The sequence below is a fragment of the Streptomyces sp. MMS24-W38 genome (assembly GCF_059889265.1).
Map to the genome: position 1 here is coordinate 57,762 of NZ_JCBCPP010000001.1, position 17,055 is coordinate 74,816.

At 70.7% G+C, this 17,055-nt stretch carries 17 protein-coding genes; 4 read left to right on the forward strand and 13 right to left on the reverse strand.

What is annotated here, in order from left to right; all coding sequences use genetic code 11:
* Positions 1-35 precede the first annotated feature (35 nt).
* Entirely contained in the window at positions 36-1,016 is a 981-nt protein-coding gene (locus AC6F7H_RS00145) for a LuxR C-terminal-related transcriptional regulator (protein ID WP_500754436.1), read from the forward strand.
* Positions 1,017-1,045: 29 nt separating this feature from the next.
* Entirely contained in the window at positions 1,046-1,522 is a 477-nt protein-coding gene (locus AC6F7H_RS00150) for a GNAT family N-acetyltransferase (protein ID WP_500754437.1), read from the forward strand.
* Positions 1,523-1,830: 308 nt separating this feature from the next.
* Here AC6F7H_RS00150 and AC6F7H_RS00155 read toward each other — a convergent pair whose 3' ends face one another.
* From AC6F7H_RS00155 to AC6F7H_RS00215, 13 genes are all read right to left on the reverse strand, one after another.
* Positions 1,831-2,799, reverse strand: coding sequence for a transposase (locus AC6F7H_RS00155; RefSeq protein ID WP_500761595.1), 969 nt, complete (start codon positions 2,797-2,799; stop codon positions 1,831-1,833).
* 99 nt (positions 2,800-2,898) lie between these two features.
* Positions 2,899-3,039: a hypothetical protein gene (locus AC6F7H_RS00160; RefSeq protein WP_500754439.1), complete on the reverse strand. Its 141-nt coding sequence runs from the start codon at positions 3,037-3,039 to the stop codon at positions 2,899-2,901.
* Positions 3,040-3,260: 221 nt separating this feature from the next.
* Positions 3,261-3,443, reverse strand: a complete 183-nt coding sequence (locus AC6F7H_RS00165; RefSeq protein ID WP_500754440.1) for a DUF5302 domain-containing protein — start codon at positions 3,441-3,443, stop codon at positions 3,261-3,263.
* 44 nt (positions 3,444-3,487) lie between these two features.
* Positions 3,488-5,620 (reverse strand): condensation domain-containing protein, encoded by a 2,133-nt coding sequence (locus AC6F7H_RS00170; RefSeq protein ID WP_500754442.1) that lies wholly within the window; start codon positions 5,618-5,620, stop codon positions 3,488-3,490.
* Between the two features lie 184 nt (positions 5,621-5,804).
* The gene (locus tag AC6F7H_RS00175; RefSeq protein ID WP_500754443.1) at positions 5,805-6,503 is read right to left on the reverse strand and encodes an acyltransferase domain-containing protein; all 699 of its coding nucleotides are present in this window, start codon (positions 6,501-6,503) and stop codon (positions 5,805-5,807) included.
* A gap of 45 nt (positions 6,504-6,548) precedes the next feature.
* The gene (locus AC6F7H_RS00180) at positions 6,549-7,508 is read right to left on the reverse strand and encodes an aromatase/cyclase (RefSeq protein WP_500754444.1); all 960 of its coding nucleotides are present in this window, start codon (positions 7,506-7,508) and stop codon (positions 6,549-6,551) included.
* Between the two features lie 174 nt (positions 7,509-7,682).
* Positions 7,683-8,504, reverse strand: coding sequence for an AfsR/SARP family transcriptional regulator (locus tag AC6F7H_RS00185; RefSeq protein ID WP_500754446.1), 822 nt, complete (start codon positions 8,502-8,504; stop codon positions 7,683-7,685).
* Between the two features lie 216 nt (positions 8,505-8,720).
* On the reverse strand, positions 8,721-9,551 hold the full coding sequence (locus AC6F7H_RS00190; protein WP_500754448.1) for a 4'-phosphopantetheinyl transferase family protein: 831 nt from the start codon (positions 9,549-9,551) through the stop codon (positions 8,721-8,723).
* Positions 9,548-11,353, reverse strand: a complete 1,806-nt coding sequence (locus AC6F7H_RS00195) for a beta-ketoacyl [acyl carrier protein] synthase domain-containing protein (protein WP_500754449.1) — start codon at positions 11,351-11,353, stop codon at positions 9,548-9,550. The genes AC6F7H_RS00190 and AC6F7H_RS00195 overlap by 4 nt, the downstream gene beginning before the upstream one ends.
* A 20-nt stretch (positions 11,354-11,373) precedes the next feature.
* The gene (locus AC6F7H_RS00200) at positions 11,374-11,787 is read right to left on the reverse strand and encodes an acyl carrier protein (protein WP_500754450.1); all 414 of its coding nucleotides are present in this window, start codon (positions 11,785-11,787) and stop codon (positions 11,374-11,376) included.
* A gap of 91 nt (positions 11,788-11,878) precedes the next feature.
* Positions 11,879-12,703 carry an AfsR/SARP family transcriptional regulator gene (locus AC6F7H_RS00205; RefSeq protein ID WP_500754451.1) on the reverse strand — a complete coding sequence of 275 codons (825 nt, stop codon included), beginning with the start codon at positions 12,701-12,703 and terminating at the stop codon, positions 11,879-11,881.
* Between the two features lie 267 nt (positions 12,704-12,970).
* Complete coding sequence (locus AC6F7H_RS00210) at positions 12,971-13,627, reverse strand: TetR family transcriptional regulator (protein ID WP_500754452.1); 657 nt, start codon at positions 13,625-13,627, stop codon at positions 12,971-12,973.
* Positions 13,628-13,955: 328 nt separating this feature from the next.
* Positions 13,956-14,138 (reverse strand): DUF5302 domain-containing protein, encoded by a 183-nt coding sequence (locus AC6F7H_RS00215; RefSeq protein ID WP_500754453.1) that lies wholly within the window; start codon positions 14,136-14,138, stop codon positions 13,956-13,958.
* A gap of 339 nt (positions 14,139-14,477) precedes the next feature.
* Between AC6F7H_RS00215 and AC6F7H_RS00220 the strand changes: the two genes are divergently transcribed.
* Positions 14,478-16,094 (forward strand): MFS transporter, encoded by a 1,617-nt coding sequence (locus tag AC6F7H_RS00220; protein ID WP_500754455.1) that lies wholly within the window; start codon positions 14,478-14,480, stop codon positions 16,092-16,094.
* 4 nt (positions 16,095-16,098) lie between these two features.
* Positions 16,099-16,830: a TetR/AcrR family transcriptional regulator gene (locus tag AC6F7H_RS00225; protein ID WP_500754456.1), complete on the forward strand. Its 732-nt coding sequence runs from the start codon at positions 16,099-16,101 to the stop codon at positions 16,828-16,830.
* The last annotated feature ends 225 nt before the right edge of the window (positions 16,831-17,055 follow it).

Consider the following 17,055-nt stretch of genomic DNA (forward strand, 5'->3'; position numbering starts at 1 on the left):
TGAAGGCCGGTCGGGCGGTACGGGGGGACGAGCTGATGCTGGAGAGTGTCGGGCTGAGCAGGCAGACGCACGACGTCTACAGGGCACTGCTGTTGAAACCGGACAGCGACCTCGATGACATCGCACGCGAGGTCGGACTGTCCGTCGAGGAGACGCGCAGCGCGCTGGACCGACTCACCGACCTCTCGCTCTTGCACAGCGTCGAGGGCAGCTCCCACTTCATCCCCGCCGACCCGGAGGTCGGCATCTACCCGCTTCTGGAGCGACGCAGTGCCGAACTTGACGAGCAACGAGCGTCGCTGTCCCGGGGCCGGGCCGCCGTGGCGGCGCTGGCCGCCGAGTACGCGACACTGGGCTCCCAGCACGGCGGCGACGGCATCGAGCGGCTGGTCGGCGTCGAAGCGGTCCGAGTCCGCCTCGCCGAGCTCTCCCGCCAGGCCACCGCCGAGGTCCGGTCCTTCATGCCGGGGGGCGCTCTCAGTGCGGCCGCCCTTGAGGCCTGCCGGCCCCTGGACGAGCAGAACCTGGTCCGGGGGGTGCGGATGCGCACCGTCCACCTCGACAGCGTCCGCAACGACTGCGCGACGGTGGAGTACGCGGACTGGCTCGCCTCCCACGGCGGCGAGACCCGGACCGTGCCGTCCCTGCCCATGCGGATGATCCTGTGCGACCGCTCGGTGGCGGTCATCCCCGTCAACGTCGACGAGAGCCGCCAGGGCGCCTTCGTCATCCGCTACCGGAGCGTCGTCTGCGCCCTGGGGGAACTCTTCGAATACGTGTGGAAGCGGGCCGATCCCCTCGGTGCCCCCTCGGCCCCCTCCTCCGACGGGCCGAGCGACCGCGACCTGGCCCTGCTGGCCATGCTCGAAGACGGCCTCACCGACGAGGGAATCAGCCGGAAGATGGGCGTCTCCATCCGGACCGTCCGGCGCACGATGGCCGACCTCATGAGAAGACTCAACGCACAGAGCAGATTCCAGGCGGGCACCGAAGCCGTCCGCCGCGGATGGATATGAAGACCCCCTTGAACAGAAGAACGGGACCAATGACTCAGCAGATCATCGACCGCCAGGACCGGACCGTCATCCTGGAGGAGATCACCGACGCCAACTGGCGCGACGTCGCCGATGTCGCTCCCGCCGACGACCAGCGCCGCTTCGTGGCCGCCCTCGGCGCCCGCTACCTCCTGCTCTCCCTGCGCGGCGGCGTCTGGAACTCCCTTGCGGTCCGCGCCGGCGACGAGGTCGTCGGCCACGTCATGTGGGCGTACGACGACGAGGACGGTACCCACTGGATCGGCGGCATGATCGTCAACGAGGCCGAGCAGGGCAAGGGCGTCGGCCACGCCGCCGTGCGCGCGCTGGTCCAGCGGCTGGCCGCCCTCCCGGACTGCCGCGAGATCCGCCTCTCGTACCATCCGGACAACACCCCGGCCGCCCGCCTCTACGCCGCCCTCGGCTTCCGGCCCACCGGCGACTTCGAGGACGAGGAAGTGGTCGCCGCTCTGAAGCCGGCCTCCTGACGATCCCCGGCTCCGCGTTGGCCGGCTTCCCTACGAGTGCTCGGATCGAGTGCGCGGTGCGGGGCCGGCCTCCGCGCTTCGGCCTGGACCGGGCGGCGTGCCGGCGGGCGAGGAGATCGCGGTGTCGGCGCAGTACCGTGTCCGGCCGCACCGGCAGCCGCATCCGGCGCAGCGCTTCCCCTGGCAGACCGTGGAGCGGCGACGCCGGGAAAGCCCGGTCGCTCGCGGCCGTCCGGACTCGCTGCCCGTTCAGCTGCCGCTCCAGGACGGCGATCTGACGGCGCGGGGCCAGGATCTCGATGTCTCTCTCACGGTCGCTCGTCGGCAGCAGTCGCAGCATCGTGGACGCGTTCGTCACGCCCGGGTACGCCGGTCTCAGCAGCACGACCGATCGTCATGCCGCGCCCACCGCCGCCGCGCAACAGCGGCGACTCGATCGGCCACGGCCGACACCCAGAAACCCGCTTCCACCTGCATGGACGAGGTATTCGGCAAGGGCAGGTGCGGGTGAAGTTCTGCACCAGCACCCGCCGCAGAGTCTGAACCGCGGGCAGTTCGCGCAGCCACACGGGCGAGGCGGGTGCGTAGACGGCCTGCTGCAGCGTGTAGCCGTCCTGCGCGTAGGCGAGCGCGAGTCTTTCCTGCTTGGTCTTGGAGATCGGCAGCCGCCAGCTGTCCACCCGATCTCCATAGCGATGGCTCCAGTCGTCCACCACCAGCACCTGATCCACCCAGTCGGGGCAGGCGGCGGCGAGCGCGTTCAACGCAGCTCGGACGCTCTCGCCGACCAGCTCCAGCCGGTTCAGGTCCCGCACCGCCGACACGATGTGCGTGGAGTCGGTGCGCTGACTGCCGCCCGCCGTCAGCAGGTCCAGCGCCGTCAGCCGCTCCAGCAACAGGTCCAGCACCCGCTCCTCCAGGCCGTGGGCGACGACACGGGAGCGGAACTCCGACAGCACGCTGTGGTCGAAGCCCGGATCCTCCAGGTCCAGGCCGAGTGCGTACTTCCAGGCGAGGTTCTCGCGGACCTCGTCCGCGGCCTGCCGGTCGGTCAGGTTCGCGGCCTTCTGCAGCACCGTGACCAGCGCCGGACGCCCCGGCGACCAGCCCGGCTTACCCGCCCGGCCGAACGCCTCGGCGAACGCCGCGTCCGGGAACAGTTCGCCCAGCCGGTCACGCACCTGCACCGGCAACGGAACCGCCCGCCGGCCCCGGTAGATCGCCCGGATCGCCGCCGCGACCTGCGGATCCGGCTCCGGCCAGGACTGCGGCTGCATCGACACGACACACTCCGATCCCCAAGGAATCACGACGAGATCAACGATCAGCATGATCCCATCCGCTGGAGTCGTTGTTCCTCAGCGATCAACTCCGGCTCACAGCAGGAGAATTGGAATTAGCCACCAAGGTCGCGCACGGCCGGCGGTGAGGTGCACCGCGCCCACGGGGTGCACCGGAGTCGCCGTGAGGCCCTCCTGGTGCATGGCGTCCTTCCAGACGGCCGTGGTGATGTCCATCGAATCCCCTTCAGTGAGTCGGTGCCCGTGGCGGTGGCCGGTCCGCGACCCGCCCCCGGAAAAACTGGGACGTTGGGCCGCGCCGGAGGAGTCCTGGTCGAGCTGGCCCGGACGCAAGCCCCCTCGGCACCGAGTCGCACCGCACGGAAACGAAAACGTCGTGCCTCGATGCGGAGATCGAGGCACGACGTTCGTGCGCCATGTGCGGCGGCTGGGGGCCGTCAGCCGGCCTTGCGCCTGAAGAACCGCTTCTTACCAGCGTTGCCACTCATGTTCTTGACTTTCAGCCGGCCTTCTTCGTGAGCCGCGCGCGCCTGCGACATGCGCGCCTTCTTCTCGAGGGCTTCCTGGAAACGACGCTTCGCCTCCTCCTCGGCGTTGTTCGCGGGGGGCGTGTCAGTCATGGCTGCCTCCTGGCGTTCGACGGCAAATCCCGTACCCCAGGGCATCACTGACCTCTTGAGGGCCACTCGAGTTTGGCCTCAACCCGCCTCAAGGTTGTCTCGATCGCGTGGGCCAGGGCGCTGACGGAGTCGCCGCCGGCCAGGACCACGGGCGGGGGCGCGCCGCCGTCCTCTGCGAGGCCCAGGGCGATGTCACAGGCCATGGCGCCGACGCCGGAGAGGCCTGCGAGAACCAGGGGACCGTCGACGGTGCGCAGGTAGCGGCGGAGCGCCGTGACGCAGGTCCGAGCCCCGTGGGCCGTCGGGTACAGCGCTACGACGGCATGCGCTCCGGTGGTGCCCTGGATGAGTCCGGTGAGCCAGGAGGCCGGTGTGCCCGGCGTGGTGACCAGGCAGGCGGTTCCCGTGCGGGGCGCGGTGGCCGCCCGCAGCGTGACCAGCGGACCGCCCTGCTCGGACGGGGGGCTGGGACGTTCGTGCAGACGGGGCAGGTCCGTGCCGGGCAGGCCGTCGAGGAGGTCGGCGACGGTCACCGACTCCGCTGCGGCCTGGGGCAGGTCGCGCAGTAGCCGGGCGCTGTGCGACAGCAGGGCGAAGGCCTGGGCGTCGTCGAGGCGGGCACGGTCGTGCACGGACGTCAGGACCAGGCTGCCCTGGTGGTCGTGGTGGACGACGATGCCGATCGGGACCGGGGTGCGGGCGGGGACGACGTCCGGGGCGTCGACGCGGACGCCGCGCGCGGCCAGGCCGGAGCCGAGTTCGCCGAGCCCTTGCGTGCGGTGCTCGAAGACCAGCAGGGAGTCGGCGAGTACGGCCTCTGCGTCCTTCGGCGTGCCCGAGGGTACGAGGGCGTCGGCCGTGGTCGGGCCCTTCGCGAGCCAGTCGCGGATCTGGCCCGCGGCGACCCACTCGTACCCGGACACGTCCAGGGCGCAGTCGCGCAGGGCCCGCAGCAGCCGGGACACCGGGGAACGCGGGTCCACCTCGACGGACACCGGCAGCGGGCCGGCGAAGGGGCCGGGAGTGCGCTCGATGTCCCCGAGGAAGACGCCTCGGCCGGAGACGGTGACGCCGAAGCGCACCCGGGCGGGCTCCGCGGCCGCGCCCGACGCGCGATGGAGGAGCATCGCCCACACCGCGTGCACGGCGACACTCTCGGTGGCGCCTTGCTTCGCCGCCCACGCGGCCAGGCGTGCCACCTCGTCGGTCGCCAGCCGGACCCGGGCGCGGCCGGTGCCGGACTGTCCGGTGGCGGTTCCGGGTGCGGCCTGCGGCAGGCGAACAGCGGGACGCGCCACCTCCCGGGACCAGAAGTCCCTTGCGGCGGAAGGATCCTGGGCTTTCAGCCAGCGGACGTAGTCGCGCAGGTCGGGACGGCGCTCGCCACCGGGCAGGACACCGTCGGCGCAGTAGGCGCGGTAGAACTCACGGAGCAGGACGTGGACGCTCCAGTGGTCAAGCAGGGCGCGGTGGTAGGTGAGCAGGACGTCGGTGGGCGCGGTGCCGTCCGGCGTGCCCGGGGGTGCTCCGTCGAGGAGGGTGGCACGCAGCAGCCCGGGGCGACGCAGGTCGAAGCCGCGTACGCGCTCGTGTTCCATCAGGACGGCGCGGTCGGGGAACGTCCCGTGCGGGTGCCGTACGACCTCCGGGGTGGCGTGGCGGTACACGGTGACCTTGGGGTGCGGGTCCCAGGCGAAGGCGGCGCGCAGCACTGTCTCCCGGTCGAAGACGGACTGCCAGGCAGCGGCGAAACGACTGGTGTCCAGCGGACCGTGCCAGCGCCAGGCAAGCTGTTCCACGTGGTGGTCCGGGTGGTCGACGGCGTCGGCCAGGACATCGCGTTGCAGAGGGGTGGCGACGAAGGTCTCCAGGGGTTCGGCCCTGGCCGTGCCCTGCGGAACGTGTGACGGCGTCGGGGGGTGGGTGAGCTGGTCGGCAAGCGGGCCGGCGAAGGCGGGCGGGACCGTCGCCTGCCTGATGAGGCGGGGGGCTGCGGGCGCGGTGCCGTTGCCGAGGGGGGCGGTCGGCAGAGGGCCGTGCGCGTTCACGACGGCCTGCCGTGCATCGGGGGCACCGGCGAAGGTGACGGTCACGGTCACGGCACCCGGTTCGGGTGCGGCTCGGCGTCCCGGGGTGGGGACAGGTGCGTCGGAGGGGTGGTGGCCGTCGGTGGTCATCCGTGCACCCGTTCCCTCGTCGTTTCGTGATCTCTCGTCCTGACGGTGCGTTCGCAGGTGGGCCGCTCGGGGCTCACTCGGGACGGCGTGGGGCCGGCCGGGACGGCGCAGAAGGGGGCCGGCGTGCCGGTGGTCCATGACCGCCTCCTCGTGCTCGTCCCACCGCCCGGCTGTTACGGCCAGATTAGACACTCAGCGAGCTGAGGCCGGATTTCTCGAGCGGCCCTGCAGCGGTACCCGACGCCATGAGCCGGTTCCAGTCGATCTCGGGGCCCCTCACCTGCAGTTGACGGAAGGTGGCCAGCAGTGACCCGGGCTCTTTGGTGGCAGCCGGCGTCTCCTGGACTGGCTCACATCGCAGGAGCCTGCCGAAGCCCGCGGGGTGCGACGTCCGCGCGGTGCAGGGGCCGCCCTCCTGGGTGAGGGTCAGGTGGGCGGCGTCCCGCAGACCGAGGGCTCCCGCCACGTGGGCGGCCGCGAGCGCGCCGATGCCGTGCCCGGTGACCGCGGTGGCATCGATACCGAAGGCGTGCCAGAGGCGGAACAGGCCCACCTGGTATCCGAACAACGCGGGCTTGCCGTACCGGGGGTCTTCGAGCAGCTGGGCGTCGACTCCGTGCGGGGGTGCGAACACGGCGGCGACCAACGGTACGGGCAGACAGCAGTCCAGTGCGTCGCGCAGTGCGTCGAAGGCGACCCGAAAGGCCGGAAACGTGCCGTACAGAGCCCTGGCCGTGGTGGGTGAGCGGCCGTCCCAGTCCGGGAACAGCACCGCGAGGTCGCCGCGGACGGCGGGCGTTCCACCTCGGTCGGCTCGGTCGGCGCAGCCGCAGGCCAGGAGTGCGGGCCGGGGTGTGTCCCGGGTGTGCGGGTCGGACTTCATGGGTCCCTCTCGTGTACTCGTGGCGAATCCGCCGCGGCACGCGGGTCACAGCCTCCGGACCGCGCCCTCCGCGTGTTGCCTGGCCAGTTCGAGGACCGCCTGACTCTCCTGGCTGATGCTCTCCCGTACGTGGCGCCGGGCCTGGGCGGTGTCCGTGCCGGTGCCGAGGACGGTTTCGATACGGTCCGGGTCGAGAACGGCACGATGCTGGGCGGTGACGGTCACGCCCGTCGTGTCCGGCAGGACGGACCACTCCCCGATGTGGGCCACCAGCGGACTCGGCGGACAGGTCAGTTTGAACACGATGCGTCCGGCGTGGGGGAAGCAGAGGCGTACGGCCTCGGTGGTCCGGGCGGGCAGGCGGCCCGTCGCGTGTGTCCGGGCGTGGACCATCTGCACGCCGGGCGGGTCCTCCCGCACGTCGACGCGGGAGACCGACGGCAGCAGTCCGGGCCAGTCCCGTACCCGGTACAGCACGTCGTAGACGAGCTCGGCGGGCCCGTGGACACGGGTGGAGTCCTCGAAGGAGAGCATGAGCCCGTCGAGGTCGCTCCAGTGCTGCGCGTGATGCCGCACACCGTCCAGGTCCGTGCGGGCGGTGGCCTCGAGGGTCCGCTCCGCCCAGGCGACGCTCGCCGGGTCGTCCCGGGCGACGGTGAAGGTGCGGCGCAGAGTCAGCCGGGTGCGCCTGTCGCCGAGGGCTTCCACGGTCCAGGTGCCGCGCAGGCTCGTCAGCGGTGGAGCCGGCTGTTCCTGCCAGAAGTCCACCCGCCGCAGGTCGGACGAGAAGGACAGGCGCGTCGTCCACGAGCGCACCTGGCCCTCGGCGGTGTCCCACAGGCGGTGCCGTTCCTGCCACCCGTCGGACTCGAGCTGTTCGACGTGCACGACGGACGGGACGTACCGGGGCCAGTGCGCGGCATCGGCCACCAGCCCGTAGACCACGCCCGCGGGGGCGGCGATCACCACGTCGTGCTGTGCACAGCGCATCCGCTCGGCAGGCATCTGTCCGCCCTCCTCCAAGTCACCGCCCGGGGCGGGTGGCCCCATGGCGTCACGGGCCTCGGGCATCGGCGGGCAGAGGCCGTTGCGCCGACTGTGTCCTGAATCACTTGAGGGTGGGACGAGGGTGCCTTGAGCATCGCCTTCGACAGCAGATCCTGAGGGGTGCGCCTGCGGTCAGGCGGCGAAGAGGTCGAAGGTGGAGGCGCCCCGCGGGCCGGCCAGGATGTCGAGCTGGGGGGCCGTGGTGAGCATCGCCTGGTACAGCCGCTGGAGTTGCGGTGCGGGCTCGACGCCGAGCTCCTCGCGCAGCCGGCCGCACAGCCCGCGGTAGGTTCCCAGAGCGGCGGCCTGCCGGCCGGAGCGGTACTGCGCCAGGATGAACTGCGCGTGCAGTCCCTCGTGCAGTGGGTGGTGCATCGTCAGCTGCCGGAGTTCTCCGAGCAGTTCGGCGTGCCGGCCAAGGCGCAGATCGGCGTCGATGCGGCGCTCGGTGGTGACCAGGCGGCTCTCTTCGAGTCGTACGACCTCGATGTCGAGCACGGGCCCGAGACGCACGTCCACCAGGGCGGCACCGTCCCAGAGGTCGAGTGCCGCACGGAACCGGTCGGAGGCGAGAGCGGCGTCACCGGCTTCGAAGGCGTTGCGCCCCTCCGCCACCAGCCGCTCGTACTGATGCACGTCGATGCAGTCCGCGGCGATCTGCAACACGTAGCCGCCATGCCGAGTGGCCAGAATGTCCTTGGCGTTTCCGGGGACGTCCGGGCCCATGGCGGTGCCGAGGCGGCGGCGCAGCTGAAGGATATAGGTCTGGAGTGTGGTGAGCGAGCTCAGCGGCGGCTCGACTCCCCATATCTCCTCCATGAGTGTCTGCACCGGCACGACACGTCCTCGATAGAGGGCCAGCAGGGAAAGGAGCTGGCGCGGTTTGCCGGCCGTGGGAACGATCGACCCGCCGTTGACTTCTGCCCTCAGCGGACCCAGTACCTGAATCTTCATTTTCTCCCCAGCTCTCGGCGAGATGCACTCAATGGGCACACACGCTTGGTTCCCTGCACGCTAGCGGGACACAGAGCGTGCACGCTTGATCCTCCAGTTCTTCTCCAGCGGTTTTGGACGGCTGAATTCGCTGTTCGCCGAACGGCGTGAAAGGGTTCGCGAATTGCTGGAGCGCCGCCCGGAAGTCGCTCGAGAAGGCTTGCGGGGCACGGCAGGTCACCGGTAGGCCGGGGGCGCGGCGACGGCCGGCGGCGCGGGCAGGGTGATGCGGTGCGGTGCCGTCCGTGCCCACGGGAATCCGCGGTGCAGGTGCATCACGGGAGCCGTGAAGGGGCCGGTCTGGATCACCACCGCGGCCAGGACGCCGGGGGCGGGCTCCAGTTCGACGAACGTCCACTGCCCGTACCTGTCGTCGGCCGGCGGTTCGAACCCCAGTACGCCGCAGTCCTCGGCCAGCGTGAAGGCGAACGTATCGAACGGCAGTCCGAGGCCGAGCCCGCGTGCCTTGGCGTAGGCCTCCTTCAGGGTCCACAACCGCATCGTTCGGCGGTCGCGCGCCGGCCCGGACGCCGCTTCGGCCACCCAGTGCCGCTCCCTCACCGCGAAGGTCTGCAGGATCGTGCGGAAGGAACGCGGGTCCCGGTCGAGCCGTTCCACGTCGACTCCGATGGTGTTCGCGCGCGTCACGCCCAGCAGGTTGCAGCCACCGGCGTGCGACAGGTTGAAGTCCAGCTGCGGTCCCCCGCACAACAGCCCACCCGGAGGCACGCGCAGGAAGGGCCGGCCGTGCGAGGAACGCCAGAAGTGCAGTTCGCTCTCGGCGAGCCCGGTTTCCAGCGCCAGCACGCGGCGCACGAGGGTGTGGGCGACCAGGTACTGGCGCCGGTCGCGCTCGAAGAGGAACGCCTGTGCCGTCTGTTTCTCCTCCTCGTCGAACCAGTGGGCGGCGAGCAGGGCCGCGTGGTCCGGCGGCAGGTCGTCATTGGTGCAGAACCACAGCTGGATGGGGCGGGTCGGGTCCTCGCTCCGGCCGATGTCCGTGATCACGTCAGCGGCTCCACGTCCGCCTCCGTGTCGCGGCCCAGCCACAGCGGCCGGGGCAGCAGGACGGAGCGGGGCGGCATCGTGCGCGGCCCGGGTTCGCGGCCGTCGGCGGCTTCCGCCGTCCGTGTCACGTCGACGCCGCCGAGCCACAGCCCGGCGAGCTGTTCCAGTCGGCTGGCTCGCCACAGCGCGGACAGGTAGCCGCGGGTCTCGGGCGCCTCGTCGAGGAGCAGCGGATCGGCTGGCGCTGTCCGCAGGTCCGCCACCCGCAGACGCCGGCTTGCGCCGGCACCGGGTGTGCCGGCGACGAAGTCCCGTAGCAGTCCGGCCAGTTCCGTGTGGCTGCGGGCGGTGACGGCAAGGCGGCAGGGCAGCGCGGCCCGGCCGATGCGCAGGGCATGGGCGAGAGCGGGCAGATCCGGTGCGCGGCCGTCGGTGAGCCAGTCGGCGAGGCGACGGGCCGTGGCCGCGAGGTGGCCGGAGGTCGGTGCCGAGAGCAGGATCAGCTCGGGGTCGCCCCCCTCGTGGCCGTGCTCCAGCGGCGGCCGGCCGGTGGGGTCCTCCGTCTTCGGGCGCGCGGCCGGCTGACGCGGACACGCCTCGACGACGACGCAGGCCCGGGTGCCGCCCGGGTCTCCAGCGGTCACCACGGCCCGGTGTGGTACCGACCCGTCCCGGCCGGCCTCTTCGTTCAGCCGCAGCACCGCCCGGGTGAGGGCGGCGACACCGGTGGCCGCGCCGGCTCGGCCGGCGGTGCGTGCCGCGCTGTCGGGTGTCTCCAGCACGGTGACCGTGTCCGCGTCGATCGCTGCGGCGGTCAGGGCACGGCTCATCAGGCGGTCTTCGCCGGGGCGAGGTGTGTTCCCGCTGCCGGGTCCGGCGTGGTCGGCCGGTTCCGTGCGGTGGGTGTGTCCGGTGCTCTCGACGCGGCCGGTGCGGCCCACGGCGCTGGAGCGGATGACGGCATGGAGGGTGTCGCCGTCCGCCCGGGCCCGGTCCAACGGCTTGAGGAGCAGGGCGCCCACTCCCTCTCCGGCTCCGGGCGACTGCCGGGAAGGGTGCAACCGCAGTTCCACCGCGCCTACGAGGGCGGCGGCGCATTCGCCGGCCTCCAGGGCGCCGATCGCCTGGTGCAGGGCGACGAGGAAGGACGAATCGGCGGAGTCGACCGACCAGTTGGGGCCCCGCAGGTCCAGCAGTGCGGAGATCCGGTTCGACATGCTCCAGTGGCCGCTGCGGGGCATGGCCCGGTGGCCGTCGGCCCACAGCTCCGCGGCCAGCAGGGCGTAGTCGCAGGAGCTCACCGCCGTGTACACGCCGACGCTGCGCGGTTCACCGTCGGCGCAGACCAGGGCGTCGAGGCGGGCTCCGGCGTAGCCCGCGTCCTCCATCACCTGCCAGGCGACTTCGAGAAGGAGGCGTTCCTGGGGGTCGATGAGGGTGGCTTCCCCGGCCGTCAGCCGGAAGAAGTCGGGGTCGAACTCGGCGACCTGGTCGAGGTAGCGACCGGTCAGGCCCCGCTCGTCGATCAGGCGGCCGGATGGCGGGGTGGTGGGCGCGTCCTGCCCGGTGCCTATGAGGCACCGCAGGGCGTCGAGGTCACCGGCCCGCGGGTAGCGCCCGGCGATGCCGATGACGGCGTAGCCCGTGGGTGCGGGGCGTTCGGGGGCGGGTTCGGGCCGGGCGGGGAGGGGGTCGGGCTGTGAGGGCGGGTCGCTTCCTGCGGTGAGGAGTTCCACGGCCTGTTGCCGGCCGAGTGTGCCGTCCTTGAACCGGGTCAGGATTTCCCTGTTGTCCATACGCATGTGCGGCAGGCGCGACCTGGTCAGGCCCTGTCCGCGGCGAGCAGAGCGACGGCCTCGTCGACGCTCAGCCGGTCGTCGCGGACCGCGTCGAGCAGGGTGTCGAGACCGGCACGAGGACCGGCCGCGCGGGCGGGCCCGGGCGCGGCCGGCGTCTTCGCAGTCGTGCGGGCGACGACGTGGGTGGCCATGGCGGCGGGGGTGGGGTGGTCGTAGAGGGTGAAGGGTTCCTCTTTGAGGCCGTACCGGGTGTTGATGGCATCCACGAACTCGGTGCCGAGGATGGAGTCGAGGCCCAGTACGTGGAAGGTCGCCTTCTCGTCGATCTCCCACGGGTCGCAGCGCAGGATCGCGCCGAGCATCTCGCGCAGTGCGTCGAGGACGCTCGGCACGTCACCGCCGGGTGCCGACCGGGCCGGGTTCGGGTTCTGGAACACGATGGTTTCTCTCCAAGTCACGTCGGCCGCGGCGGAAGCATGGGGGGCGAGGCCGTCTCGAATCCGTACGGCGATGGCTGATGGGTCCGGCTCACCCGGTCAGAGAGGGCACGGAGACGGTGGGGGCGTCCTGCGCCGCCATGAGGATGGAGCGCTGCAACCTGCGTACGTGCGCGGAGGGTTCGAGCCCCAGATCGCGTACGAGGGTGGCGCGCAGGCGCTGGTAGGCGTGCAGGGCCTCGCCACGCCGTCCGGAGCGGTACAGCGCGAGCATGAACTGGGCGTGCAGGTTCTCGTGCGTGCCGTACCGGTTCACCAACACCGTCAGTTCCGACAGCAGTTCACGGTGCCGGCCGAGCCGCAGCTCCGCCTCGAAGCACTGCTCCAGCGCGCACAGGCGTGACTCCTCCAGCCGCCATGCCTCCGACTGCAGTTGTGCGCCCGTGCGGACGTCGGCGAAGGCCTCGCCCGACCAGAGGCCGAGGGCCTGCCGCAGCAGCGTGGACGCCTCGGTGAAGTCGCCCGCGTCCATGGCGCGGTAGCCGCGCCCGGCCAGCAGCTCGAACTCCCGGACGTCGCAGCCTCCTTCGCCGCCCACCAGGCGGTAGCCGCCGGGCAGCGTCATCAGGACGTCCTTCGCTCCGGTGTCCTGGGGCTCCCGCTCGTCCGTTGCCGGCCGCGAGGCCAGAGCGGCGGCGATCAGCTCCCGCAGCTGCAGCACGTAGGTCTGCAGCGTCGTGCGGGCGCTGCGGGGCGGGCAGCTTCCCCACAGCTCCTCGGTCAGCACCTCCACCGGCACCAGCCGGTCCACACGCGAGGCGAGCATCGCCAGTACCTGCCGCGGTTTGGGTGCCGTGGGTGTGATCGACACACCCCGCACCTTCACCTCCAGAGCCCCCAAGACCCCGATGTCCACAACTCTCTCCCCTGTTTGTTGTGCAACCTCTCGCCGAAGTAAAAAACAGTACGATCGGTTTGTCAATACGCGGAGCGCACTGGAGAATTCGACTTAATCGGGCATATCGACCACCCTTCCGGCCCGATCAGGGAACACTCTTGCTGATGCGGGGCCAAAAAGAGAACGCAATGACTTTTTTGGCGTCGATCGAGGACGGTCGGCCCGCCCCGGGGGGCGCGGCGCCGTCCCGGGCCCGCCCCGGGGGGCGCGGCGCCGTCCCGGGGATCACACCGTCGGCTCGTACGCGACGGGCGGGCAGCCGACGGCGTGCAGGGCGGCCGCCGTCTCCGGCGAGGCGACGCGCGGCAGGATCAGCCGCCAGAAGCGGACGACGACATCCGGCTTCAACCAGGCCCGGTCCCGCACGCTGAGCGCCTCGAATCCCACGGTCGCCGCCACCACGGCCGTCGCGACGTCGGCACCGCGGATGCCCGCGCCGAGCTCCTGCGCCCGCTCGGCCTCGTCCAGGATCTGCTCGACCCAGCGCCGCCACCGCTCGCGCAGGTCCTCTCCGAGGTCGGGGCTGGAGATGTCCAGAGTGAGGACGAACCCCGCCTGGACCACCGCGTCCCGGTCGATCCGGTCCACCAGGCGGTAGGTGGACCCGACGAGCCGCGCCAGGGCTCCGCGCCCGCCGTCACCGGGCGCGGAGCCGGTGTCCGCGCACACCTCGTCACGCAGGATGGCGGCGGCCTCCGCCACGACCGCCCGGGCCAGGTCCTGCTTGCCGGCGAAGTGGTGGTGCAGGCCGCCGTAGCTGACCCCGGCCCGCTTGCTGATCCTGCTGAGCGACACCGGCTCGTAGCCCCCGCGGGCGAACTCCTCGCCGGCGGCTCGGACCAACGTCTGCCGAGTGTGCGCCGCTCGTTCCTGCTTCACCATCGAGAAGTCTCCTGATCGCGGGACAGCCGTCCGGCACGACAGTCCGCACACAGGGGACCGCGAGCGGACATGCATCATGGAATCAGTAAACCATCATGACGGTTTATTACGGGAGCCCTCCGCACCGAAAATGCCAAGGTGGGCCCAGACGGCAGCCGGAATCAGTGCGCTACTCAGGGCCCTTCACGGCACCGAGGCCCCGTCAGAAACAGTCAATATTGTCTGTTTTTGCTTCGCGCCCAGGACATACGGACGCCCCGACGGTCCGTCACTGAGGACGGGACCGCCGGGGCTCCTGCTCCGCCGCCCGGCTTACAACGGGGGATGGTCAGCCGGTCTTGCGGCGGAAGATCTTCTTCTGCGGCATCGGGCCGCTCACGCCCTTGGCCTGCAGGCCCCTGTCGCCGTGAGCCTCCCCGGACCGCTGCCGGCGCTGCTTGCGCTCGAGCACTTCCTTGAACTGAAGCTTCACGTCGGTGTCTGCTGCATTGCGCTTGGTCACGTCAGCCATACGTCGCTCCTGGGTCGAGAGGAATGGAGTCGAGCGGAACCACCGCTCGAAAAGCGCTTGAGTCTCACTTGAGAATCACCTGACACCCCCTCGAATAAAGCAGTGACGATCCGCGCGAAATGCGCGTTCCAGCCACCGCACCCGGTACCTGTCGGCCAGGGAAGTCCGTTTCACCGCGCCGCCCTCGAGAGCGAGTCGAGTGATACCGGAACCACCCCTTCATAACTCGTGCAGACACCCCATACTCATGGGGCTTCATTGCGGTGCAACCTCTTCCCACTTACAGTGTACCGTACTCCCCTTACGTAGTAAGTCAAAGCCCTTTGGAAGGGAGCCTCCATGACTGAGGCCTCTGAGCCGCGGACGGCTGCGGAGACGCAGGATCCGGCCGCGGGGCCCACCCCCCACCCGCAGCGCTGGCTGATCCTGAGCACCCTCTGCCTCGCCGTACTGCTGGTGCTGCTGGACAACACGGTGCTGACCGTGGCGATCCCGTCGATGACGGAATCACTCAACGCCTCGACCTCGGCGATCCAGTGGGTGATGAACGGCTACACGCTGGCGGTCGGCGGCCTGCTCATGACGACTGGCTCCCTGGCCGACCGGATCGGGCGGCGCAAGGCGCTCCTGATCGGCGTGGCGCTGTTCACCCTGTGCTCCGCCGTGGCCTCGATGGCCGACAGCCCGGCCCAGCTGATCGCGGGACGCGTCGGCATGGGCGTGGGCGCCGCGCTGCTGATGCCCAGCACCCTGGCCGTCCTCATGCAGGTCTTCGACGAGAAGGAGCGGCCGAAGGCCATCGGCGTGTGGACCGGTGTGGCCGCGGCCGCAGTCGCCCTCGGGCCCGTGCTCGGCGGCTTCATGCTCGACCACTTCTGGTGGGGCTCCGTCCTGCTGATCAACGTGCCGGTCGGGCTCGTCGCGCTGATCTCGATGATCATCCTGATCCCCGAGTCGCGCGACCCGCAGGTCCGCCGGACCGATGTCCCCGGTGTGGCACTGTCCATCCTGATGAGCGTCGGCCTCGTGTATGCGATCATCTCCGTGCCCGAGCACGGCTGGAACTCCCCGCAGACGCTGATCCCCTTCGCGGTCGGCGCGGCGGCGCTGATCTCCTTCACGTACTGGGAGCGCCGCTGCGAGGAGCCCATGCTCGACGTGGCCCTCTTCAGGAACCCCGCGTTCAGCGGAGCCGTCAGCAGCACGGCGCTGACCTACCTCGCGCTCTCCGGCTCGCTGTTCCTGTTCACCCAGTACCTGCAGTTCGTCCTGGACTACAGCCCGCTGGAGGCCGGCCTCGGCGTCGTGCCCATGGCGCTCGCGCTCATGATGATGACGCCGTTCGGCCCGAAGATCGCGGAGAAGATCGGCACTCCCGGCACGATGGCCACGGGTCTGACCGTCATGGGCCTCGGCCTGGTCACCCTGAGCTTCCTGAACGGGGACTCCGGCTATCTGCTGTCCCTGGCCGGACTGGCCGTGATGGGTGCCGGAGCCGGCATCGCCATGCCGACCGCGTCGACCGCCATGGTGAGCGCGATCCCGGTGGAGCGCGCCGGAATGGCGGGTGGCCTCAACTCCACGATGCAGGAGTTCGGCAGCGCCTGTGGCGTGGCCGTTATGGGCAGCTTCGCCGCCGGGCTGTTTGCCTCGCGTCTGCCGGACACCATTCCCGACGAGGCGACGAACTCCATCGGGCACGCCCTGGGCGTGGCCTCGACCGCCGAGAACCCGGCCCAGCTCGTCGAGCAGGTGCGCGAGGCGTTCGTCTCCGGCTTCTCGGTGAGCATGCGCATCGGTGCCGCGGCCGCCGTCGCCGCCGGTCTGGTGGCCTGGGCACTGCTGCGCAGGAACTCGGTCCCGCCCGAGGAGTCCGCGACGCAGACCGACGAGGCCGGGGCGCAGGCGCCCGCTCCAGGGGCCGAGAAGACGCCGGACACCACCGGCGTATCTTGATCCCATGTCCCGCAACCTTCCCGAACCGCGCCTGGGCAGCATCTGGCTGTCCAGGCCGGCCCGGCGGCCGCCCAGCGGTCAGAATCCACTGAGCCGTGATCAGATCGTCGCGGCGGCCGTCCGGCTGCTCGACCGGGAAGGCCTCGGCGCCCTCTCCATGCGACGCCTCGCCGCCGAGCTCGGTGTCGCGGCGATGTCCTTGTACTGGCACGTCCCCACCAAGGACGCGGTTCTCGAATTCGCCCTCGACGAGGCCTTCGGCGAGCTGGACCTGACGCCGAAGCCGGACGCCGACTGGGGCGAGCAGATAGAGCACATCTCCCAGGACCTGCGCCGCATCATCCGTGAGCACCCCTGGACCAGCCAGCTGGCCGGCAGTTTCGCACTCGTCGGCCCGAACTCGCTGGCGATGCACGAGCAGCTCATCGTGCTCGCCGAGGCGGGCGGGTTCGCCCCGCCCGACGCCTACCGCGCGGTGGGCACCCTGGTGAACTTCGTCCTCGGGTTCGCGGCGGACGAGGTGAAATGGATCCTGAAAATGCGGGAGACGGATCTCCAGCCGGACGACATCAAGGAGATCTGGCTGTCTCCGGTGCTCGAACTCGTCGGCGACGCCTACCCGCGCATGCGGGCCAATCTGGAGGCCGGGGAGTCCCGGGCCTGGGACGACCACTTCGAGTTCGGCCTGAGTTGCATGATCGCCGGCATGCGCGCCAAAGGAACCAAGCAGAGCTGAGAATCGCTCGAAAAGCGATTGATTTCTTTTCGAGCGATTCTTGAGCTCGCACCTCCGGCCAGAACGACATTGACGGCGGAGCGGGTCTGCTGTCACACTGTTCGAACAGGCGTGGTGTGCCCTGACTAAAAACACGCCCCCGAAATACTCTTTGAATTGCCTCAAGAGCCGTATCGCCCCTTGGCGATACGGCTCTCTTGCGTTTCCAGTACCCGCCGTAGGGAA

Excerpts from the sequence above, each read along its gene's own strand:
- AC6F7H_RS00220 (WP_500754455.1), top strand. The coding sequence starts at position 14,478 with ATGACTGAGGCCTCTGAGCCGCGGACGGCTGCGGAGACGCAGGATCCG.
- AC6F7H_RS00175 (WP_500754443.1), bottom strand. The coding sequence starts at position 6,503 with ATGAAGTCCGACCCGCACACCCGGGACACACCCCGGCCCGCACTCCTG.
- AC6F7H_RS00180 (WP_500754444.1), bottom strand. The coding sequence starts at position 7,508 with ATGCCTGCCGAGCGGATGCGCTGTGCACAGCACGACGTGGTGATCGCC.
- AC6F7H_RS00225 (WP_500754456.1), top strand. The coding sequence starts at position 16,099 with ATGTCCCGCAACCTTCCCGAACCGCGCCTGGGCAGCATCTGGCTGTCC.
- AC6F7H_RS00160 (WP_500754439.1), bottom strand. The coding sequence starts at position 3,039 with ATGGACATCACCACGGCCGTCTGGAAGGACGCCATGCACCAGGAGGGC.
- AC6F7H_RS00155 (WP_500761595.1), bottom strand. The coding sequence starts at position 2,799 with ATGCAGCCGCAGTCCTGGCCGGAGCCGGATCCGCAGGTCGCGGCGGCG.
- AC6F7H_RS00195 (WP_500754449.1), bottom strand. The coding sequence starts at position 11,353 with ATGCGTATGGACAACAGGGAAATCCTGACCCGGTTCAAGGACGGCACA.
- AC6F7H_RS00165 (WP_500754440.1), bottom strand. The coding sequence starts at position 3,443 with ATGACTGACACGCCCCCCGCGAACAACGCCGAGGAGGAGGCGAAGCGT.
- AC6F7H_RS00150 (WP_500754437.1), top strand. The coding sequence starts at position 1,046 with ATGACTCAGCAGATCATCGACCGCCAGGACCGGACCGTCATCCTGGAG.
- AC6F7H_RS00170 (WP_500754442.1), bottom strand. The coding sequence starts at position 5,620 with ATGACCACCGACGGCCACCACCCCTCCGACGCACCTGTCCCCACCCCG.
- AC6F7H_RS00210 (WP_500754452.1), bottom strand. The coding sequence starts at position 13,627 with ATGGTGAAGCAGGAACGAGCGGCGCACACTCGGCAGACGTTGGTCCGA.
- AC6F7H_RS00215 (WP_500754453.1), bottom strand. The coding sequence starts at position 14,138 with ATGGCTGACGTGACCAAGCGCAATGCAGCAGACACCGACGTGAAGCTT.
- AC6F7H_RS00145 (WP_500754436.1), top strand. The coding sequence starts at position 36 with ATGCTGGAGAGTGTCGGGCTGAGCAGGCAGACGCACGACGTCTACAGG.
- AC6F7H_RS00185 (WP_500754446.1), bottom strand. The coding sequence starts at position 8,504 with ATGAAGATTCAGGTACTGGGTCCGCTGAGGGCAGAAGTCAACGGCGGG.